This is a genomic window from Pseudoalteromonas luteoviolacea DSM 6061, assembly GCF_001625655.1.
Lineage (GTDB): Bacteria > Pseudomonadota > Gammaproteobacteria > Enterobacterales > Alteromonadaceae > Pseudoalteromonas > Pseudoalteromonas luteoviolacea.
The window spans coordinates 14,814-34,447 of record NZ_AUYB01000091.1; the positions used below are offsets into that span (position 1 = coordinate 14,814).

Here is a 19,634-nt window from a genome sequence, read left to right on the forward strand (position 1 = left end):
AAATACCATGAGACAAGTTAATTACATAAAGATTGTAGCAGCACCAGTTCAGTTAGCTTTTGACAAAATTGCAGATTTCAAGTCGTTTGAAAGCCATTGCCAAGCGGTAATTTCGGTAGAAGTAAAAGAAATATCGCAAAACGAATCAGAGTCAACTTGGTTAGTCCATTTTCATGACGGCAAAATGTCTTGGACTGAAAAAGATGTTTTTGATGAACAGAACTTAACCATTGATTTTACCCAAACAGCAGGAGATGCGGATATTTTCGAGGGCCGCTGGACGATTGAAGCAGTGAATGAGTCTGAGTCAAAAGTCTCGTTCGATGCGCGTTTTTGTATGGGGATCCCAACTCTTGCCGATATTCTTGAACCAATTGCAGAGTCAGCGATTAAACAAAATGTTGAGCAAATGCTGAGCGAACTCTTTACTGAGAGCGATAAGGCGGTTGCATGAGTATTTACCAACATGCGCAACAGCTGTTAAGTGATACTCTGCCGGACCTTGCAAAGTACCTTCATGAAACTGATTTTGAAAGGTTGGAAGGGACGCAAAGTGAAGCAATCAACGTTTTTCGTGAAGCGGGTGGCGCGGCAACGCTTGTAAAAGAAAAGTATGGCGGTAAAGGCCTTACAGCATGGCAAGGTGTGCTTTTACAAATGGCGTTGGGCGGCGCTTCTCCGTCCCTCGCTATTGCTGCCGGGATGCATCAGTTTTCTATTGCAACATTGCAAGAAATGGCAAAGGTGGGCAATGGGTTAGAGTCTTTAATGTTAGAAGGCATCTGCCGCTCCAACTTATTGGTATCGTCTGCTTTTAGTGAAGGTCAGATTGGAAAAAGTATCTTAAAAAGTCAGATAAAAGCTAAAGAAGTGGATAAAGGTTACGTCATATCTGGTGTTAAGAAACCGTGTAGTTTGGCCCATTGTATGGACCTTTTAACGGCGAGTGTTCAAGTAGAACCTAGACAGGGAGAACCTTACTTTGCGGTTGCGATGATACACAAAGCCACCGAGGGGATTTCAGTCGAAAAGTTTTGGCAGGCGCCTTTTTTACAGGCAAGTCAAAGTGAAGCCGTAGTGCTGGATAACGTATTTGTGCCGCACTCTATGATGGTTAATGTGGACGAAAAGTCTGCTTATCAATCACATATTGCAGGGTTTGTTTGGTTTGAACTGATTACTTGCGCGTCATATTTAGGCATGGTTTATGGGCTCGTTACTAGAGCATGTGAACAGGGCCGACTGAGTGGAGACGATAAAGCACGCGCTTATATTCAATTGGAGGCCAGTACTTTATCGCTAAAAGCGGTTGCCAATGAGATGAATAATCAAACCCAAGACACGCTAGCGCATATTTTGGCCATACGGTATCAGCTACAAGATGTATTGGCCAGCGTGACTCAAACCACATTGAGTTTAGTGGGTGGGATTAATTACATTAACGACAGTTACTTTGGCACGATTGCCCAAATTGTCCATGCATTTAATTTTCACCCCCCGGCAAAACAAGCTATGTACTCACCATTAAATCAGTATTTTAGTGGTCAGCAATTGGAGATGGTGTAATGCGATTGGCGCTGTGCAATATCGAAAATATGGCAACACAACAAGCCATTTTAGAGGTAATAGACAATCACAAAGATACCATTTCACTCGTGATTACGAGCGATCCTTACTCACGCAAAAACGGTGGTTTTATTAAGCAAGCATACCGAAACATGCGGTATCGAGGTTACAGATTCACTGAGTATTTATTTGTGAAAATGGTGTTGTTGAGCTTGATTAGGCCTGTACTTAGTTTGTTTGGTGTTGATGTACTACCGAGTGTTGAGCAGCGCTGTAAAGAACTGGGAATTGACCATATCCATGTGAAAAACGTCAATACTCCAGAGGTTGAGGCTTTGTTGAAAAGTCACCAAATCGATCTGTTGACGATTTACTACTTTGATCAAATATTACTGCCAAACATTATTGAAGCACCCAGCAAAGGCGTGGTGAATTTTCACCCTGCAAAGTTACCCAACTGCCGTGGTTTGTTTCCTATCATGTTTAGTTATTTGTATAACGAGCAAAATTTCGGTATTTCGGCCCATTGGGTAGAGAATACGGATATCGATGCTGGGCCCATAATTGCTCAGCAAGCGATTGAAGTGACTCATGCAACGTGCTTGCTTGACATTGATAGGCAAGTAAGTAGTCACCTCCCAGATTTATTCGAATGTGTAATAGGCAAGGTGGTGTCTGGCGAGGCCGTTGCCAAAGCTCAAACGCAAAGTGGTAGTTACTTTTCATATCCTGATAGAACTCATCTAAAGTTATTAAATCAAACGCTTAAAATGATTGATTTACGCTGGGTATTGAATTTTATGGGGGTAGGTAAAGCAAAGAGTCAGGAAAGCAAGCCGATTGAAAAATGAAATAATTTAAAGCCTTATTTGTTGATATCGCTAGTATATAAAGTATACAAGGGTACAATGAAGGCTAGGGTATTTATTCTAAATTGAATGTATCTTTCAAGACCACAGCAGGCTAATCATTTAGCCTGCTTTATGTGTTTTACACATAGGGTTTGAAATAGCGTTAAAGTTAAGGAAGCCAGCAGAAATCTTTTAGCTGACTTTTGAAGTATAAAGGGTATTGGAAATCGCAAGGATATTGTATGAGAGTGTTTTTGAGTTTGATGCTGTTGACTGGCTCTTTGCTGTTATGGGCTGACGAACAGCCTAATTCAGCAAATAAAGGGCTACCTGTTGCTGCCTACAGCTTGCAACAAGCCAATGGTTTTTTTCAAATAAGGCAAGTGACAGGGCTGGTTGTCAAACGTCAAGAAGCAGAAATTGGCTTTGAGTTTAACGGAGTTGTTGAGTCATTTTTCGTTGATCAAGGTGACGCGGTAGAGCGTGGACAAGTGCTGGCAAAGCAAGACACTCAATTACTAGAAATTGAAAAGCTAGAGCTATTAGCTAATCTAGACAAAATTAAGGCGCAACTCACCTTAGCGGAACAAGACAGTGATAGATTGTTAAAACTGAGCAAGTCTAATTACTCTGCCCAACAGCAACTTGATCAAAATCGTTCCCAAATAGCAGTCTTACAAGCAGAGCAGCGAGTTCTAAATGTAAAACTAAAAGGTATGGAAGTGCGTTTGGATAAAGCCACGCTCAAGGCGCCGTTTGATGGAGTAATTGCCGCTCGCGAAATTTCAATTGGTGAAATCGTTGGCCCAGGACAAATTGCGATAAGGATTTTGGAGCAGGGGAATTCAGAAGTGCGAATTGGTGTTCCTCAAGGACTGCTCACCAATATTCAAGAAACCATGCCCATTAATATTGGCGGCAGAGTGTTTAAAGGGACTAAACAATCCGGTGGTACAAATTTAGACCCAATCTCCAGAACATTGCAGTTACGTTTTTCATTGCCCAATAATGCGAACGTATTTTCTGGTCAAATGGCTGCAATGACCATCTCTAAACGACAAAACAAAGCAGGGTTTTGGATCCCAATGAGTGCACTTACCAATGGTACGCGCGGGACGTGGCAAGTGTATGAAATTGTCTCTGGCCACCTCAAGCCAACTGCGGTCGAACTGCTGCATAGCGATGGGCAATATGCCTATATTGATGGCGACCTGAGAAGCGGCGCGTCTATTTTGGCAAATGGCACACACAAAGTTGCTGCCAATATAAAAGTAGATATTGTGCAATCTATTGCAACTCGAGGTGAGCAGCGATGATTGCATACTTGCTTAACAACGCGCGTTTTCAAGCTTTGCTTGTGGCCTTGTTGTTGGTTTCTGGTTTTGCTGCGCTCAACAGTTTACCAAGGACCGAAGACCCTCGGATTAATAACCGCTTTGCATTTGTTACCACCTACCTGCCAGGAGCTTCAGCTGCGCGTGTTGAAGCACAAGTAACAGAAAAAATAGAGCAAAAGCTAAAACAACAGTCTGAAATCAAAAATCTGATAGGGATGTCTCGGGCTGGCATTTCTGTGCTGAGTGTAGAGCTGGGTGACGATGTCACCAATAGTGCCCCTGTGTGGTCACGGTTAAGAGATTTATTGTCAGATGTACAAATAGAATTACCGCAAGATGCATCGTCTCCACTATTAGAGGATGATAGAGGTTATGCTTACACAAAAATCGTTGCTCTGACTATCGAGCCAGATGAAAGTGATTCACTGTCGCTTCAGCAAACCAAACAAGTGGCTGTGAATCGATACACCAAGGAACTGAGGAATCGACTTCGCAATCAAGCAGGCGTTGAGGTAGTGCATCTATTTGGTGTGGCTGATGAGGAAATTAGGATCACGCTAGACCCGGCTAAACTTAAACTAGCCGGTTTGTCATTTGAGCAAGTTGCACAAGCTGTGAAAAACGCAGATGCGAAAGTGGCAGCAGGGATGCTCAGCAATCAGAGTATTCAAATGCAAGTTGAACTGAGCGGCGAGTTTACTTCAGTACAACGCATCGCTGCTATCCCAATTCAGAGTGATGGATTATTTGGTCAGGCCTTGCTTCGGGACATCGCCAGCATTGAGCGTACTTTGGTTGACCCTCAGTTAGAGATTGCTTGGATAGACGGTATGAATGGCGCCTATCTCGGTATTCGAATGTTACCAGATGTGCGTATTGACAAGTTTTCTTCGCAAATTGACAGCGAGCTTGCTGAATTCAGTCGGACCTTACCGAACAATATCCAATTACATAGTTTGTTTGACCAAAAGGGATATACAGAGGAAAGGCTTGGTGGATTATTAGAAAATATTTTAATGGGTTTTGCTCTGATCTTGACCGTATTGTTTTTAACATTGGGACTCAGAGCTGCAATTATTGTAGGTTTAGCACTGCCGCTTACCGTGATGTTTACACTAGCCTGTATGAATATATACGGTCTGCCTATTCACCAAATTTCTGTAACCGGATTGGTCGTAGCGCTGGGGATTATGGTAGATAACGCCATCGTGATTACCGATGCAGTACAGCGCTTTAGACAGCAAGGGATGAAAATACTAGAGGCGGTGTCAAAGGCGGTAAATCATTTTTGGTTGCCATTGCTTAGTTCAACACTGACCACGATCTTGGCATTTGCGCCGATAGTTTTGATGCCTGGACCATCTGGGGAGTTTGTCGGTGGCATAGCGCTTAGCGTTATTTTTGCTCTTATTGGATCCTATTTAATTTCGCATTCTTTGATAGCTGTTTTTGCCGGAAGGTATGTTCTAGTAGAGTCTGCCAATAAACAAGGTTTATTGGCACAAGGCCTGACGATCTCTAAGTTAAGTACAAGCTTTGAAAGAGTACTAAAAGGCTCTTTAAAACGGCCAATTTTAACAGCCTCTGGCGTAATGGTATTGCCCATATTGGGCTTTATCTCTGCTGGGCAATTAACAGAGCAGTTTTTTCCACCAGCTGACAGGGACATGTTTCACATTGAGGTGAGGCTTTCAGACAATGCAAGTATTCAAGCAACCAAAGAGTTGGTTGAGAAAATGGAAAAGCATATTCTAGAGCATGATGGGATCGAAAGATTGGATTGGATGGTAGGGCGCAATATTCCTATTTTTTATTACAATTTGCTGCAAAGAGACAAAGGGGCACGAAATTACGCTCAAGCGATGGTTAAGGTCACAGATTTTGAGCGTGCAAACGAACTGATTAAAATTTTACAACACGAGCTAGATAGAGCATTTCCAGAAGCTCAAACATTAGTTCGTAAATTGGAGCAGGGGCCTCCGTTTAATGCGCCAATTGAAATTCGCATTTTTGGGCCTGAACTGGACAAGCTTGCGCTGCTAGGACAACAAGTAAAGCAAACCGTAATTGCCCATGCTGACGTGACTCATACTAGGACGACCTTGCAATCGGGCGCTGCAAAAGTTGAGCTGCTAGCCCACGAAACACAGTTGACTCATGCTGGTGCGCAGGCTCAGAGAGTTGCCGCCCAGTTGCAAGCACAATCGCAAGGTGTTGAAGTGGCAAGTATTTTGGAAGATACCGAAACAGTGCCTGTTAAAGTGAGATTTGGAGATCACTATCGTGCAGACTTAGATGGTCTGGCTGATGTTGAAGTAATGGGGAGCCAGCCTTTGCTATTGTCAGCGTTTGCGACCAGCCGAATAGTACCAGAACAGAGTACTATTCATCGCCGCAATGGTGAGCGTGTTAATGTGGTTGAAGCCTTTTTACGCACAGATGTGTTGCCAGCTAAAGTACTGCAGGACATTCAAGCACAGCTTGCGCAATCCCAGTTAATAGTACCTGTTGGTTATCGGTTAGAAATAGGCGGGGAGTCTCAGCAGCGCGATCAAGCTGTAGGTAGCTTGCTCGGCAAGGTTGGTGTGATCTTTGTCTTACTTATTACTGTTTTAGTTTTGACCTTTAACTCATTTACCACAACCGGGCTAATTTTGATTACGGCGTTTCAATCAGCTATGTTGGGCATTTTAAGTGTTTATATCGCAGGGCATCCATTTGGGTTCACTGTTATTATCGGGCTATTGGGTTTGATGGGGCTTGCCATTAATGCCGCCATCGTAATCCTTTCGGAGCTACGAGCGAATAATGCCGAAACCGCCGATGATATTGTTAAATCCGTCATGACCTGCGCAAGGCACATAACTTCTACAACAATCACTACGGTTGGGGGCTTTTTACCGTTGATTTTGGCTGGAGGAAGCTTTTGGCCACCTTTTGCAATTGCGATTGCAGGTGGAACCGTCCTTACCACGATTTTGTCCTTCTTTTTTGTGCCAAGCTGTTATTGGATGATGCAAAAGAGAAAGTTTTCACCAGCACACAAAAAACTAAATCGACTTAGTTAATATATTTAGTTATTCATAACTTATAAAGCCCGCTAATAGCGGGCTTTTATTTATATATGACTGACTAAAAAATGAACTTTATATCCATTTTGTTTGCATAATTTAAGGTTAACCTGACTTTGAAGTATAGTCGTAGCAGCTTTATATTCTTCCAAGCAAGCAGAGTCACATGGATGTGACTTCTTTCTTTATATATTTCGGCATATATATCAATATGTGGAAGAGTTCATATTATGTATGAGCACAATGAAAACAAGTGCCCCGTATCACCTTAGGTTTAGGGGCACTTATTCCAGGGAGTCTGATTTATATTGGAATAAGTTTAATACGGGTTAGGACAGGTTCTTGCCTGAACATGCGTAAACCAAGGACAGCCTTTATCTATACGTGTAGCAGGGAATTGTGGCAAACCTCCAGCTACTTGTGGTGTTTGTGCCAGTGGAACTTGTACATTTTTTGATGAAAGAGATTTAATCGACTTTTTATTTATTTTAAGTTTCATTTTTATTTCCTTATTAAACTTTCTTTAATAAAGTTAGCACAATTTTAAATTTAATCAATGAATTATTTTTATTTACTATTGCTATTTATTGCAACTTTCATAAGCCTTCTAAAGTTTCGGCAATCTAAATGATTTGACTGTGGGCAGTTTGCCGCCTTTTGCAAACCTGTTTGTACAGCCTGAAGTTGTTTGATTTTAGATTCAATTTCTTGCGACTTTTCTAGTAGTTTTTCGCGGCTAATATTCACTCCCTCATCAGTGAAAATAGATGCAATTTCGTCAAGAGAAAACCCTGCTAGCTGGCCTAACGCAATAATAGATAATTGCTCAATAACATCATTTGAATAGTAACGGCGAATACCATTTCGACCTGCAGGTTGGATTAATCCTTTTGATTCGTAGTAGCGCAACGCCGAAGCGTTAACACCTGTAAGTTTTGTAACTTTTCCAATGTCTAGCATGATGCACACCAAGATAAAATCAGATTTTTTTACCTTGGCACAATAATTAAGTGTTGTTAAGCACAGAGAATAAATTGATTGATCCACTATTGACTTAAAGTCGGCTTTAAGTTGTATGCTGGTGTCGAATATTTAGCAAAAGGTGTAACTATGAAAGCGTCATTTTGGTTTGATAAGTGGCAATCTCGCGAAATTGCATTTCACGAAGGACGAGTAAATCAACTGCTTGAGAGGCATGTAGAAGCGCTCAATCTTGAGCGTGGTGCCCATATATTTGTGCCATTGTGTGGAAAAACAAGAGACATCGCGTGGTTGCTACAAAGGGGCTACAGGGTTACTGGCGCTGAACTTAGCAAAGTGGCGGTTGAAGAACTCTTTAATGAGTTAGGCGTTGAGCCCAAAATAAAGAAAATCGATAAGTTTGAAGTATACATATACCATGATTTAACGGTATACGTGGGTGATTTTTTTGAAATGACTTCTGAACTCTTACAGAAGGTTGATGCTATTTATGACAGAGCCGCATTTATAGCTATGCCTGACGCAATGCTGACTGGATACTGTGATGTACTTAAGGAAATTACCAAAAAGGCACCTCAATTATTGATAGGGTACTTATACGATCAAAACCTAGTTGCAGGTCCTCCTTTTGCGCTAAGCCAAAGCAGATTAAACACTTATTATGGGCAAGATTACAAAATCACTCAGCTAGAAACGATTGACTCTAATGAGAATATGAAGGGTATTGCACCAGCGCAAGAAGCGTGCTGGTTGTTATGCTCTTGAACTGCAAATGTGGGGTAAGGAAAACGCAAAAGGAAAGCCCACTTAGCTCTTTGATATGACTAATTGTTTAGTTAATGATGTGTTGCTTTCCTTTTTTAGTTACAATTGATAGTTGTAACTTACAAAACCTCAAGGTTAACCCCTTGAGAAATTAATGTTTTTCGGTAGGAAGTTAGTGCAATCAGTAGTAGAACTTTATGCGTCTGTGGCTTACAGGTTACTCGATTTTGTTGTGGTTTTATCAGCGGTTTTTATTGCAATAGGGATTAAAAAACGAGGTGCGCGGATATTTTTTAATACGCGCTACAAACTAGAGGGCAAAGATGAACATGACTATGTGTCATGGAGTTTTACATTGTTGGTCTTTGCGTTATTTAATTATATCGACACAGCCATCACAGCTTCTATCATTTCTTTAGATACTGACTATTTGCTGCGACGTAAATTATTTTACTTAAGTAAAGTTTTCTTTTTCTTGCTTTTATATCTGTCATTGTACGCGTTACATGCAATGAGAAGTTGCTCATTTTCGGCAACAGCTCGGATTGCATATTATCTCGGGCTTATACCGATTACCTTGTACATGTTCCAACTTATATCTCGCGGCTACTATGATGTGACCTTGATTAGCTCCGTGTACTTCAAGTTGATGATAAGTATTTACGCGTCACTTGCATGTGTTTTATATACATATTATCCAATAAAAAGCATGTATAAAATGTGGCAAAATCGGTCTGAGAGGATTAACGCTAAGACCTAGTTAAATTTGCATAGCTTCAAGCATCACAACCTTTGTTGTAGCTCAATAAGAAACGAGCGCAGTTTTCATCGCCACGCCAATGCGCTTGCATGTCGACTGTGATTTCAACATTGTAGTAGTCACTCATGCCAGCCAAAACACCTTTTACCAAATCAAACAGCTTTCTTGGAGAGGTATAAATAAGCTCAGCGCTATATGGAGAGGTAGAGACATACTTAAAAGCTGGTGGTTGCGCGTCAGGATAAAGCTTTTTAAGCTCAATGTTATGAAGGTCATCTAACTTTTTGAGTACATATGCAGGGTGAGGGTGCTGGGTAAACTGGGCTGGCAATAGACTGGCAAGCTTCGGGTATAGCCACTGACCAAATCCAAAATGTGCTTGCGACAGAGGCATGCCTATTTTGTCTACAACAATACCAACGAGCTCAACGAGGTACTCATCCGGGTAATTTTCTGTGCGCACAAAACCTTGCTTCGTATCAAATGAGCAGGCGTCAAGTGCATCGTATAAAAGCTCATCGCCGGCCACTTCAGAGATAAAGTCCTCTAGTAAGATAAAGATATGTCCTTTCATACATTTTGTTCCTGTGGTTTGGGTAATGTAATGGTAAAGGTCGTGCCCACACCTTGTTCGCTTTCAACGTTGATATGGCCGTCGTGTTGCTCGATGATTTTGTACGAAATGGACAACCCGAGTCCGGTTCCTTTTCCAACTGGTTTAGTCGTGAAAAAAGGATCAAAAATATTGCGCATGTTTTCTTGGGAGATACCTGTCCCGTTGTCTTGCACCACACAGTAAACGTAGTGTTCGTCTGACGAGCTAGTAATGGTTATTTTTCCACCTTTGCTGACCGCTTGTCCGGCATTGACGAGTAAGTTCACAAATACCTGACACAGACGATTTGGTTTGCAGAGAATCTTTTGGTCTTTTTCTAGGCGTGTGTCGAGTGTTGCGTGATGCTTAAAGCTACTGTGTGCAAGGTTAATTGCTTGGTCTAAAACTAAGCTGAGATCTTCTTGCTCCATCTCTTCGTTGTCTACATGGGTGTAGTTTCTGAGCTCTGAAACGATAGAAGCGATTTTGTTTAAGCCGCAGATCGACTCTTCCATTAAGTCTGGAATGTCCTCCTGAATTATGGCCACGTCATAACTGGATTTGAGGTCTAGCATTGCCTGTTGGTCGCTCACCATATCCTCCAAGTCTTTTTGGTAAGCCAGCAATGTGACCAAATACATTTGCAGTGTTTCGATATTTGAACGTGCGTAACCCGCAGGCGTGTTAAGCTCGTGTGCAATGCCTGCGGATAGCTGCCCAAGCGACGCCATTTTTTCCTGTTGAATCAATTGTGCCTCCTGGCTTTTTAGCGACTTTATAGCATTGGATAGTTCGTCGTTCGATTTGTACAAACTGCGAGATTTTGACTCGAGTAGGTTCTCGGCGAGTGCTTTTCCTGCAAGCGCTCGCTGAAGTTTTTTCTCGAGTATTGCAACTGTTTTATCTGTTACTTGTTCCACCATACACACCCATGCACTGAGTTAATTTGCATGAGTGCTGCAAGAATGGCTCCAAATCATGGCGTAGTACCATTTTTGATATTTTTTTGCTAATAAAAACAGTTGTTAACACTTGCGGAATACATAGCCAAATGCTGCAAAAATGCTTGTTTTTGCATTTTGCAAAGGGTTTAAAACGAAGATTTGATTCGCAATTTGCAAAATACGAAAGGTTTTTTGCAAAATAGAAACTGGCTAAAAGAGTGTGAATTTTAAGATTAAACTTGCCTATGACGCCAAAATATATGCCATTGGTGCCAATTCATATGTTGTGGTTTTATCTTCACTTTTCTTACTTATTTGCTTTCTAGTCTCCTCAAAGACGGGCATATGAAGGAGTAAAAATGCCTTTTTATCAATCACTTTGAGGATATAAAAATGACATTTAATAAAAGTGCACTCTGCGCGGCTTTAGCACTTGGGCTATCTAATTACGCAATGGCGGGATGCGGTGGCCTAAGCGATGGTGCGTCGGCTTATCTTGATGGCGAAACACTTAAAATTAACGGCACAAGCAGCAGTGAAAAGTTTACTTTGAGCCTGTCGGGTGACAATTTAACTGTAACTCGAAAAGTGGGTAATAGCTCCAGCTGTGATAAGTTCTACCTAAGCCAAATTAATGGAATACAAGCCTCTCTAAATAGTGGTAACGATACTTACAATGGTAAAGACATTGCTGTGGTACAAAAGGTGTATGGCGGTAATGGCAATGACCACATCACTACAGGCCGTAAGAACGACTATATTCGTGGCGGGAATAACAACGACAAAATATTTGGCAGCAGTGGCAACGACTTCATCATTGGAGATCGAGGGAATGATGAAATCGATGGCGGTTATGGTAATGATAGGATCAGTGGTGGTGAGGGTCACGATGTACTTTTGGGTTCCTATAACAACGACATCATTACCGGAGAAAATGGCGGTGATCTGATTATGGGCGGACAGGGGTCTGATACTCTGTATGGTGGAAATGGCAACGATTATATTGGTGGTGGCTGTACTCTTGAAAACGCCAATGGCGCAGATATATATGAACAATCAGCATGTAATGATGATGACGACCGTGCAGATAAATTGTATGGGGGCGGTGGCCATGATGTACTCAGTGGGGGTGGTGGAAGTGATACCCTATACGGCGATGATGGGCATGACTATTTAACGGGAAATGGTGGCCGAGAAGACCGACTTTATGGGGGAGAAGGAGATGATGCGCTGTTCGAAAACGGCGATGGGAACCCAAATAACCAGCGTTGGCACAAAGCATGGGGCAATGGTGGTGATGACATTATTGTCACCAATGGAGAAAACTCTAACCAAGAAGGCGGTGGCGGAAATGACGTGATTATTGCGCTTTCGACTAATTTCGATGCCAAAATACATGGTGGTAAGAACGGTGATTACATATGGACTGGCGACAGCGCACCGGAAGGAACATGCGGAAAAGGCGAAGACAAAGGTATGGCGTTTCTTAATAGCTGCGAAAGCACAACTTGGGTAAAAGACTATCAAGGGTTACTTTCCAAAGTAGATAAGAAAAAGAACTTTGATAATCCATATTACGACGCCGCAAATGCCGCAGTAGAGTTAGACGGTTCGCATACTGGCTTTAAAAAAGGCTGGAGAGATTACGGTAAAAACCAAAAGCCCTCCGTGCTTTACGATATTGTTTCGCCCGCAGTATTTAAACGTTGGCAGTCAAATAAAAACACGGCCCCATATTCCTACTATGAATGGAATGTGACGTTTAGATTAGGCTATGGCGCATATGGTACTTACACCAACTGTGTAGAAAATAAAGTAGCTTACTATTGTAAGTTTCAATTGGGCTACTCTCAGTCATGCTATGACAAGGATGGCGACTCCGTCGCGTGTAGCAACTAATCTGGCAATTAGATGTTATGTCGCAAAGCCCACATTCGTGGGCTTTTTTGGCATCTAAGATTGCCAAATCCTTTGTTAGGTTGTCTACCCCTACAAAAATAAGGAGGGCATACTGATTTATACAACTTTATGTAATGTTCTGTAATTGAGTTTAAAGGCTGATAAAATGTATTCTAAAAAGTTTTCATTTTTTGGATTTTTTAAAGCTCACCCGTTTTAGAAAAAAAAGACTCAAAAATTGAGCTAAAACACTACAAATAGTGGGGAGAATCGTGTTTAATTACTGCACTCAATAGAATAAGTAATACAAAGTTACTTATTCTATTGAGTGCTAGAAGTAAGCGGTTAAAGGACTTTTGAACCGTGTATAGCAGGAACTAACCCTTTTTAGTCATCGCTCATACGCGTCACCGCATAGTTATATTTTTTAAAAGGTGAGCGATGTCCGAGTCTACTTTCCATTATTATAGTCAACATGCCCAAGAATTTGCAGATGCTACTTTGAATGTAGATATGCAGCCACTATACACGCCTTTTTTACAAGCACTGCAAGATAAACCCAATTCGCAGCTACATATTCTCGATGCGGGATGTGGCAGTGGCCGTGATGCATTGGCATTCAAAAAGCAAGGCTTTCAGGTAAGCGCGATGGATGCCTGTCCTGAGCTCGTTGAAATTGCTTCCAACCTGCTAAACCAACCAGTGCAACATGCACGCTTTGAATCATTCAATCACGTCGATGAGTTCGATGGTATTTGGGCGTGTGCCAGTTTACTGCATGTAGCGCAAAGTAACTTACCACGCGTTATGCAAAACCTCGAACAAGCACTCAAACCTAAAGGGGTCATGTACGCCTCATTTAAACACGGGCAAGGGGAGCGAATGCACGGCGAGCGGCATTTCTCAGATCTCGATGAAAAAGGCTTAGCGCAGTTACTTGAAGGGCTACCCTCACTGGATGCCATAAAAGTATGGGTGACTGAAGATAGGCGGCCCAGGCGAGAGAACGAACTTTGGTTAAATTGTTTACTTAGGAAGGATTAATTAAGTGAATAGTTTTAACCAAGGAAGAACATTGCAACTAAACACCCAAAAACAACTCTATACCGGAGGAGATGACCCGCTCCTTCCTGCGCTGTTGCACGCCATCGAACACGCCGATGAAATCGAGATTTCTGTCTCTTTTATTCAGCGTTCTGGGCTTAATTTACTATTTGATGCCTTGTACACCGCGCTGAATAATGACACGAGCCTCAAACTACTTACCTCTGATTACTTAGGGTATACTTGTCCGCAGGCACTAAAAGCGCTTATATCTCTACACAGTTTGGGGGCAGAGCTCAGGGTATTTGAGACCAAACCCCAAGATAGCTTTCATATGAAGTCGTATATTTTCACCAAAACAAAGGGTGAAAACGGGCAGATATATGAGGGCAGCGCGTTTGTTGGCTCGAATAATATTAGTGAAGTGGCACTGACAAGCGGACTCGAATGGACTTTTCGGCATGATTATTTGCCTATGTCACCAAACAGCAACGATGATGCCTTTTTTGAATTTAAACGAGCGTTTGAGGCAGTATTTAACCATCCACAAGTCACCAATCTAACAAGTCAGTGGATTGACGAGTATCAAAAGCGCAGAGTTAAACCTGAGTTTCGCGCTGTGAGAGCGGATACCACTGAAGACCCATTTGAGGTGCTCCCCCCTAGGCCCGAGCAGCAAGCAGCACTAAAACAGCTCACCCAAACCAGAGCCAATGGCTATAAACGGGGCCTTGTGGTACTGGCAACTGGCATGGGGAAAACTTGGCTCTCGGCACTGGATGTACAGCAGGTAAAAGCTAAAAAAATCTTGTTTGTTGCGCATCGTGACGAGATCCTTACACAAGCCGCTAAAACCTTTACTCACCTACTTGGCTGCACAGTTGGTTTTTACAACGCAAAGTCTAAAAACATCGAGTCAGATTGCTTGTTTGCATCAATACAAACACTTGGTAAAACCAGTAATTTAGCTAACTTCTCTGCGGCGCATTTTGATTACATCATCGTTGATGAATTTCATCATGCGAGCAGTAAAATGTATCGTAATGTTTTGTCGTATTTTACTCCGCAATTTTTGCTGGGCTTAACCGCAACGCCAGAGCGCACCGACCAAGCTGATATTTTGGGTTTGTGTGACAATAACCTCGTGTATGAGCGTAACATGGTGCAAGGCATCGATGCGAAAACGCTCGCGCCATTCCATTACTACGGTATTTGGGATGAAAGCGTAGACTACACCGCCATACCATGGCGAAATGGTAAATTTGATCCAAAGAGCTTAGATAATCACTTTGCCACAGAGCAAAGGGCCAAGCATGCACTACAGCACTACAACAAGCTTGCACAAACGCGCACGCTGGCGTTTTGTATTTCCAGAGTGCATGCCGATCATATGGCTGAGTACTTTAATCAGGCGGGGATCCGCGCAGCGTCCGTACACGGTGACTCAAAGATAAAACGTTGTGAAGCGCTCGCTCAGTTGGAATCTGGCAAGCTACAGGTCATATTCAGTGTCGATTTATTCAACGAAGGCACTGATATTCCAAGCATAGATACCGTGATGATGCTCAGGCCCAGCGAGTCTAAAATTTTGTTTTTGCAGCAGCTTGGCAGAGGGCTCAGACAATGCCCTGATAAAACTCATTTAGTGGTGATGGATTTTATTGGTAATCACCACAGCTTTTTAAACAAACCCTATGCTTTGCTTGGCGCACATTCACCTAAAGAATTGGCGACAAAACTAAAGCACAACGAGCAGAACAGCACATTACCCGATGGTTGTTTTATTAATTACGATTTGGCCATTACCGACTTTTGGCAAAAGCTTGCTAAAGCGCAGCGCACCACAGCACTTGAAGACTATCAAAATCTTGCTGAACTACTCGGCCATGGCCCCAGTGCCAGTGAGTTTTTCCATGAATATGGTGATATTAAAAAAGCCAAACAGCAGGGCAGTTGGTTTGAGCTGGTAGCAAACGCAGGGCTTAGCAAATCCATCACCTCACATTGGCTTACGCCTTTCAAAATATTCTTACATAAAGGCGTTGAGCAAACCCCCATGACCAAATGCTTTAAAGCTATTTTGTTGGAAGCGTTTGTTGCATTGGACGGGGTTTCAAATCCCCCCAGTTTAAAGGCTTTGGCCGATAAAAGTTACGATGTGTTGATGCACTACCCGCAGCTGCGTGCTTTAGACATTGCAAAAAAAGATCAAAGTAAAACCAAAGGCAGTGCAGCTTGGTTTAAGTATTGGTTAATCAATCCGATAAATGCGTTTACTGACATTGCTAAACCTGTGCACAAGCGCAAAGACCATCATTGGTTTGTGGTTGAACAACCTGCAAATACACCCATTGAGGATGCGTTGTTTAAGCTCAACATCGAGGTTAATGAGCAAGATGTAGCTCAGCTTTATGACTGCATACTTGAGCTAAGCCAATATCGACTAGCTAATTATCTCAAAAGTAAAAGTGATAAGTTAGCCGAGTTTGAAAAGCAGCAAGCTAATAGCACTAGTCATCAAGAGGTTGAGGGTAAAAACGACAGCTCAATAGGCGCTGAATTAACCTCAGTGGAAAGTGCACCTCCTCATGATAATTCAGCGGATGAAGCCGATATTATTCAGCTGCCATATTTCCCAAATTTAAAAATCGCGTGCGGCCATTTTAAAACGGGCGACACCAGTGATATGACAACCCTGCCAGCCCCTGAAGGCTGCGGTAAAGTCAACCCTCAAAAACACTTTTTGGCGCACGCCAGCGGCAATTCCATGAACGGCGGAAAGCACCCGATTTTAGATGGTGATCTACTCCTACTTGAGCGCATCACACCCGATAACGCAGGCTCGATCACCAATACCACCATTGCCATAGAGCGCTTTGATAGCGCAGGTGATGAGCAATTTTTATTACGCGATGTACAAAAACAGATAAATGCGCAAGGTGAAGTAACTTACCTACTTGTGGCAAGAAATCCAGAGTATGCAGCCATGGAAGCCAGTGATGAGTTTGTAACGTTTGCGCGGTTGAGAGAATTTTAAATGAGAGGATTTGAAAAGCAAACATGATTAAAGATAACTACAAGCTAAGGCCTGCAGGCCGGCATGTTCTAGCTATTGGACGTGAACTTATCAAAGATAATTATTCTGCAGTAATGGAATTAGTAAAAAACTCTTTCGATGCAGATTCTACACGTGTAGATATAAAATTTAATTTTGATAATGTGAATAAAAAGGTTGAAATTTCGGTTGTCGATAATGGACACGGAATGACTAAAGAGGTTGTTCTTGATAAATGGTTAATTCCTTCTACGGATGACAAGTTAAGAAGAAAAGTTAGCCCCAATGGAAGAGTTATGCAGGGGCAAAAAGGCCTTGGTCGATATGCCGCTGCAATTCTTGGAGATCAATTTCACATGAGAACAGCTTCTTCTGGAAAAGAGTTAGTTCTAGTAAATATTAATTGGAATGATTTCGAAAATGCCAAATATATGGATGAAGTAAATTTAGATGTAACTACAGAGCAACCATCACCAACAACGGGTACATGCATAACCATACTTGCAGAAGGGGAATATTATGATTTTTGGAATGAAAATGGATTTAATGATTTAAAATTTGAATTAAAGAAACTTATATCGCCGGTACACGGAGATGAACTGGATAGTTTTGATATATACCTTGATGTTAATAACTTGAATAAAAATGGTCTTTTTTCTGAGCCTGAAAAAATAGAGCCATTTCCGCTTTTTGATTTCTATGATTACAAAGTAACTGGAAAAATAAATGAAAATGGACATGGTTTTTTAAAATACTCTAATAATAAGGAGAAAGCGGTTGAAGAAGAACAGATTGACTTTAAATATGAAACTAAAACTAAATGTGGAATTATTGAAGTCGATATCAGAGTTTATGATAGGGAAACTTCATCTATTGATAAGCTGATTCAGCGCGGCCTCATTAATGAGGATGGGGAGTACTTATCTAGGACACAGACTAAACGGTTGCTGGACCAGTCTAATGGCGTTGGTGTATACAGAAATGGCTTTAGAATAAGGCCGTTAGGAGATGCTAACTTTGATTGGCTTAAATTAAATCAGCAAAGGATACAAAACCCTTCATTTAATATTGGTAGTAATCAAGTTGTTGGCTTTGTAAGAATACAAAGTGAGAGTAAATCAAACTTAAAGGAAACTAGTGCTCGTGATGGTTTAAAAGATAATGTAGCGTTTAAAAACCTAACAGATATTGTAAAGCGGGTTATAACTGAGCTAGAGGAAAGGCGATATGTTTATAGAAGAAAAGTTGGAATAAATAAAGAAGCTACCAAAATTGAAAGTAATTTTGAAAAGTTATTCTCTTTTAATAATGTAAATGAAGAAATTTCAAAGTGGTTGAAGTCTGAAGGTGTATCTGAAAAAGCTCAAGAAGAAATAAAAAATATACTTAAAACTAAAGAAGATGATAGCGCTAGGTTAATTGAAGATATTCGAAAGAAAGTTGCAATATATCAAGGTCAGGCTACGCTCGGTAAAATAATTGATGTTGTCATACATGAAGGTAGGAGGCCGATAGGCTATTTTAAAAATCAATCTAAAAACTTGGATTTTTGGTTTGAAAAATTTATAGCTGAAGGTGGTGATGAATTGCAAGAAAAAATATTAAATTCATTGGATGGGTTTAATAAAAACTCTGAGGCAATAAAAGAACTTTTTTCAAGACTAGATCCGCTAGCTTCAAAAAGCCGTGGAAAGAAAAAGTTAGTTAAGCTATCAAAAGTTATTCGCAGCTCAATAATGGTCTTTGAGAATTTAATTAATGATAGTCATGTTGAGGTTAAGCTAGAAGGTGACTTAGATATTGACTATGATGCTTGGGAGACAGATCTATATGTGATTATAACTAATTTAATAGATAATAGTTTGTTTTGGCTTATAGATAAAAATATTTCTAACCCATTAATTAGTATAAGTTTAGTTTCTGAAAATGGTGTTTTCCAATACCTTGACTTTAGAGATAATGGGCCAGGAATTTCAAAAAATTTGATAGAGTCAGAGGCTATATTTGAACCTCAGTTTACGTTAAAAAAGGGAGGTGTCGGAATTGGTTTGCCAATAGCAGGCGAAGCTGCATATAGAAACGCTCTTGTTTTGAAAGCTTATGAGGCGGAATCTGGTGCTTACTTTCGATTACAGGTTAAGGATTAGGAGCGATTATATGAAGATTATTTTGGTTGAAGATGAAATAAGCTGTATTGAAGACTTTGAGGTAACTTTTCAACGTTATATTGAGCAGCATAATGTTGCTGGCTATAAATATGAGATTGCAGAAAGCTTAGAGGAGGCTTTATCAAAACTAGATTCAAGTTTTGATGCAGCAATTATAGACCTCAAGCTAAAAGATAATATTAATGGCGGAAACGAAGTAATTGATAGGATAAAAAATAACTTTAGGATACCAATTGCAGTTTTGACTGGTACACCAAATAATTTAGACTTTGAATCTGCACCTTTGATGAAATTGTTCACTAGGGACGAAGGCTATGATAATGCATTAGACTTCTTAGTTGGTATTTTTAATACAGGCTTAACACAAGTATTTGGTGGAAGTGGCCTTTTAGAGAAGGCATTACGACAAGTATTTTGGAAGAGTATACCGGAGTCTCTTGAACATTTCACACCTGAATCTCCTTACTGTGGTTTAACTCACAAGCAGTTACTTAGATTTGCGATGTCACATATTATAGAGGAGTTAGAAAGTACTAATAGCCAAGATCCCAGTAATATCGCAGAGACCTATATATACCCAGGGCAAGAGCATGAAAAA

Annotated in this window: 16 protein-coding genes; 12 read left to right on the forward strand and 4 right to left on the reverse strand. The window is 41.1% G+C overall.

Features of this window, described 5'->3' with window-relative positions:
• Positions 1-7: 7 nt before the first annotated feature.
• The 5 genes from N475_RS05920 (at position 8) to N475_RS05940 (ending at position 6,822) form a co-directional block, all read left to right on the forward strand.
• Positions 8-454, forward strand: coding sequence for a type II toxin-antitoxin system RatA family toxin (locus N475_RS05920; protein WP_063364843.1), 447 nt, complete (start codon positions 8-10; stop codon positions 452-454).
• Positions 451-1,566: an acyl-CoA dehydrogenase family protein gene (locus tag N475_RS05925; RefSeq protein ID WP_063356097.1), complete on the forward strand. Its 1,116-nt coding sequence runs from the start codon at positions 451-453 to the stop codon at positions 1,564-1,566. Before N475_RS05920 ends, N475_RS05925 begins: the two co-directional genes overlap by 4 nt.
• Positions 1,566-2,417 carry a formyltransferase family protein gene (locus N475_RS05930; RefSeq protein WP_063364844.1) on the forward strand — a complete coding sequence of 284 codons (852 nt, stop codon included), beginning with the start codon at positions 1,566-1,568 and terminating at the stop codon, positions 2,415-2,417. Before N475_RS05925 ends, N475_RS05930 begins: the two co-directional genes overlap by 1 nt.
• A 242-nt stretch (positions 2,418-2,659) precedes the next feature.
• The gene (locus tag N475_RS05935) at positions 2,660-3,733 is read left to right on the forward strand and encodes an efflux RND transporter periplasmic adaptor subunit (RefSeq protein ID WP_063356099.1); all 1,074 of its coding nucleotides are present in this window, start codon (positions 2,660-2,662) and stop codon (positions 3,731-3,733) included.
• Complete coding sequence (locus tag N475_RS05940) at positions 3,730-6,822, forward strand: efflux RND transporter permease subunit (RefSeq protein ID WP_063364845.1); 3,093 nt, start codon at positions 3,730-3,732, stop codon at positions 6,820-6,822. The genes N475_RS05935 and N475_RS05940 overlap by 4 nt, the downstream gene beginning before the upstream one ends.
• A gap of 322 nt (positions 6,823-7,144) precedes the next feature.
• Here the strand turns inward: N475_RS05940 and N475_RS05945 are convergent, their stop codons facing one another.
• Together N475_RS05945 and N475_RS05950 are read right to left on the reverse strand one after the other, a co-directional pair.
• Positions 7,145-7,324 (reverse strand): hypothetical protein, encoded by a 180-nt coding sequence (locus tag N475_RS05945; protein ID WP_063364846.1) that lies wholly within the window; start codon positions 7,322-7,324, stop codon positions 7,145-7,147.
• A 68-nt stretch (positions 7,325-7,392) separates the two neighbouring features.
• A complete protein-coding gene (locus N475_RS05950) occupies positions 7,393-7,785 on the reverse strand; it encodes a helix-turn-helix domain-containing protein (protein ID WP_063356102.1) in 393 nt (130 codons plus the stop codon).
• A gap of 150 nt (positions 7,786-7,935) precedes the next feature.
• Here N475_RS05950 and tmpT point away from each other — a divergent pair, with 150 nt between their 5' ends.
• Positions 7,936-8,571: a thiopurine S-methyltransferase gene (gene tmpT / locus N475_RS05955; protein WP_063364847.1), complete on the forward strand. Its 636-nt coding sequence runs from the start codon at positions 7,936-7,938 to the stop codon at positions 8,569-8,571.
• Between the two features lie 175 nt (positions 8,572-8,746).
• Positions 8,747-9,331 (forward strand): hypothetical protein, encoded by a 585-nt coding sequence (locus N475_RS05960; RefSeq protein ID WP_063364848.1) that lies wholly within the window; start codon positions 8,747-8,749, stop codon positions 9,329-9,331.
• 16 nt (positions 9,332-9,347) lie between these two features.
• On the opposite strand, the gene N475_RS05965 is transcribed toward N475_RS05960, so the two are convergent.
• Together N475_RS05965 and N475_RS05970 are read right to left on the reverse strand one after the other, a co-directional pair.
• Complete coding sequence (locus tag N475_RS05965; protein ID WP_063364849.1) at positions 9,348-9,905, reverse strand: heme NO-binding domain-containing protein; 558 nt, start codon at positions 9,903-9,905, stop codon at positions 9,348-9,350.
• Positions 9,902-10,849 carry a sensor histidine kinase gene (locus tag N475_RS05970; RefSeq protein WP_063364850.1) on the reverse strand — a complete coding sequence of 316 codons (948 nt, stop codon included), beginning with the start codon at positions 10,847-10,849 and terminating at the stop codon, positions 9,902-9,904. Before N475_RS05970 ends, N475_RS05965 begins: the two co-directional genes overlap by 4 nt.
• A 414-nt stretch (positions 10,850-11,263) precedes the next feature.
• Between N475_RS05970 and N475_RS05975 the strand changes: the two genes are divergently transcribed.
• From N475_RS05975 to N475_RS05995, 5 genes are all read left to right on the forward strand, one after another.
• Entirely contained in the window at positions 11,264-12,769 is a 1,506-nt protein-coding gene (locus N475_RS05975) for a calcium-binding protein (RefSeq protein ID WP_063364851.1), read from the forward strand.
• Positions 12,770-13,210: 441 nt separating this feature from the next.
• Positions 13,211-13,813, forward strand: coding sequence for a class I SAM-dependent DNA methyltransferase (locus N475_RS05980; RefSeq protein ID WP_063356108.1), 603 nt, complete (start codon positions 13,211-13,213; stop codon positions 13,811-13,813).
• 4 nt (positions 13,814-13,817) lie between these two features.
• On the forward strand, positions 13,818-16,850 hold the full coding sequence (locus N475_RS05985) for a DEAD/DEAH box helicase family protein (RefSeq protein WP_063364852.1): 3,033 nt from the start codon (positions 13,818-13,820) through the stop codon (positions 16,848-16,850).
• 23 nt (positions 16,851-16,873) lie between these two features.
• Positions 16,874-19,015: an ATP-binding protein gene (locus N475_RS05990; protein WP_063364853.1), complete on the forward strand. Its 2,142-nt coding sequence runs from the start codon at positions 16,874-16,876 to the stop codon at positions 19,013-19,015.
• Between the two features lie 10 nt (positions 19,016-19,025).
• Positions 19,026-19,634: response regulator (locus tag N475_RS05995; protein ID WP_211270605.1), on the forward strand; the 609-nt coding region annotated here is incomplete at its 3' end.

What these genes read in the sequence shown, in the direction of transcription:
- N475_RS05920 (WP_063364843.1), top strand. Translation starts at nt 8, where the DNA reads ATGAGACAAGTTAATTACATAAAGATTGTAGCAGCACCAGTTCAGTTA.
- N475_RS05925 (WP_063356097.1), top strand. Translation starts at nt 451, where the DNA reads ATGAGTATTTACCAACATGCGCAACAGCTGTTAAGTGATACTCTGCCG.
- N475_RS05930 (WP_063364844.1), top strand. Translation starts at nt 1,566, where the DNA reads ATGCGATTGGCGCTGTGCAATATCGAAAATATGGCAACACAACAAGCC.
- N475_RS05935 (WP_063356099.1), top strand. Translation starts at nt 2,660, where the DNA reads ATGAGAGTGTTTTTGAGTTTGATGCTGTTGACTGGCTCTTTGCTGTTA.
- N475_RS05940 (WP_063364845.1), top strand. Translation starts at nt 3,730, where the DNA reads ATGATTGCATACTTGCTTAACAACGCGCGTTTTCAAGCTTTGCTTGTG.
- N475_RS05945 (WP_063364846.1), bottom strand. Translation starts at nt 7,324, where the DNA reads ATGAAACTTAAAATAAATAAAAAGTCGATTAAATCTCTTTCATCAAAA.
- N475_RS05950 (WP_063356102.1), bottom strand. Translation starts at nt 7,785, where the DNA reads ATGCTAGACATTGGAAAAGTTACAAAACTTACAGGTGTTAACGCTTCG.
- tmpT (WP_063364847.1), top strand. Translation starts at nt 7,936, where the DNA reads ATGAAAGCGTCATTTTGGTTTGATAAGTGGCAATCTCGCGAAATTGCA.
- N475_RS05965 (WP_063364849.1), bottom strand. Translation starts at nt 9,905, where the DNA reads ATGAAAGGACATATCTTTATCTTACTAGAGGACTTTATCTCTGAAGTG.
- N475_RS05970 (WP_063364850.1), bottom strand. Translation starts at nt 10,849, where the DNA reads ATGGTGGAACAAGTAACAGATAAAACAGTTGCAATACTCGAGAAAAAA.
- N475_RS05975 (WP_063364851.1), top strand. Translation starts at nt 11,264, where the DNA reads ATGACATTTAATAAAAGTGCACTCTGCGCGGCTTTAGCACTTGGGCTA.
- N475_RS05980 (WP_063356108.1), top strand. Translation starts at nt 13,211, where the DNA reads ATGTCCGAGTCTACTTTCCATTATTATAGTCAACATGCCCAAGAATTT.
- N475_RS05990 (WP_063364853.1), top strand. Translation starts at nt 16,874, where the DNA reads ATGATTAAAGATAACTACAAGCTAAGGCCTGCAGGCCGGCATGTTCTA.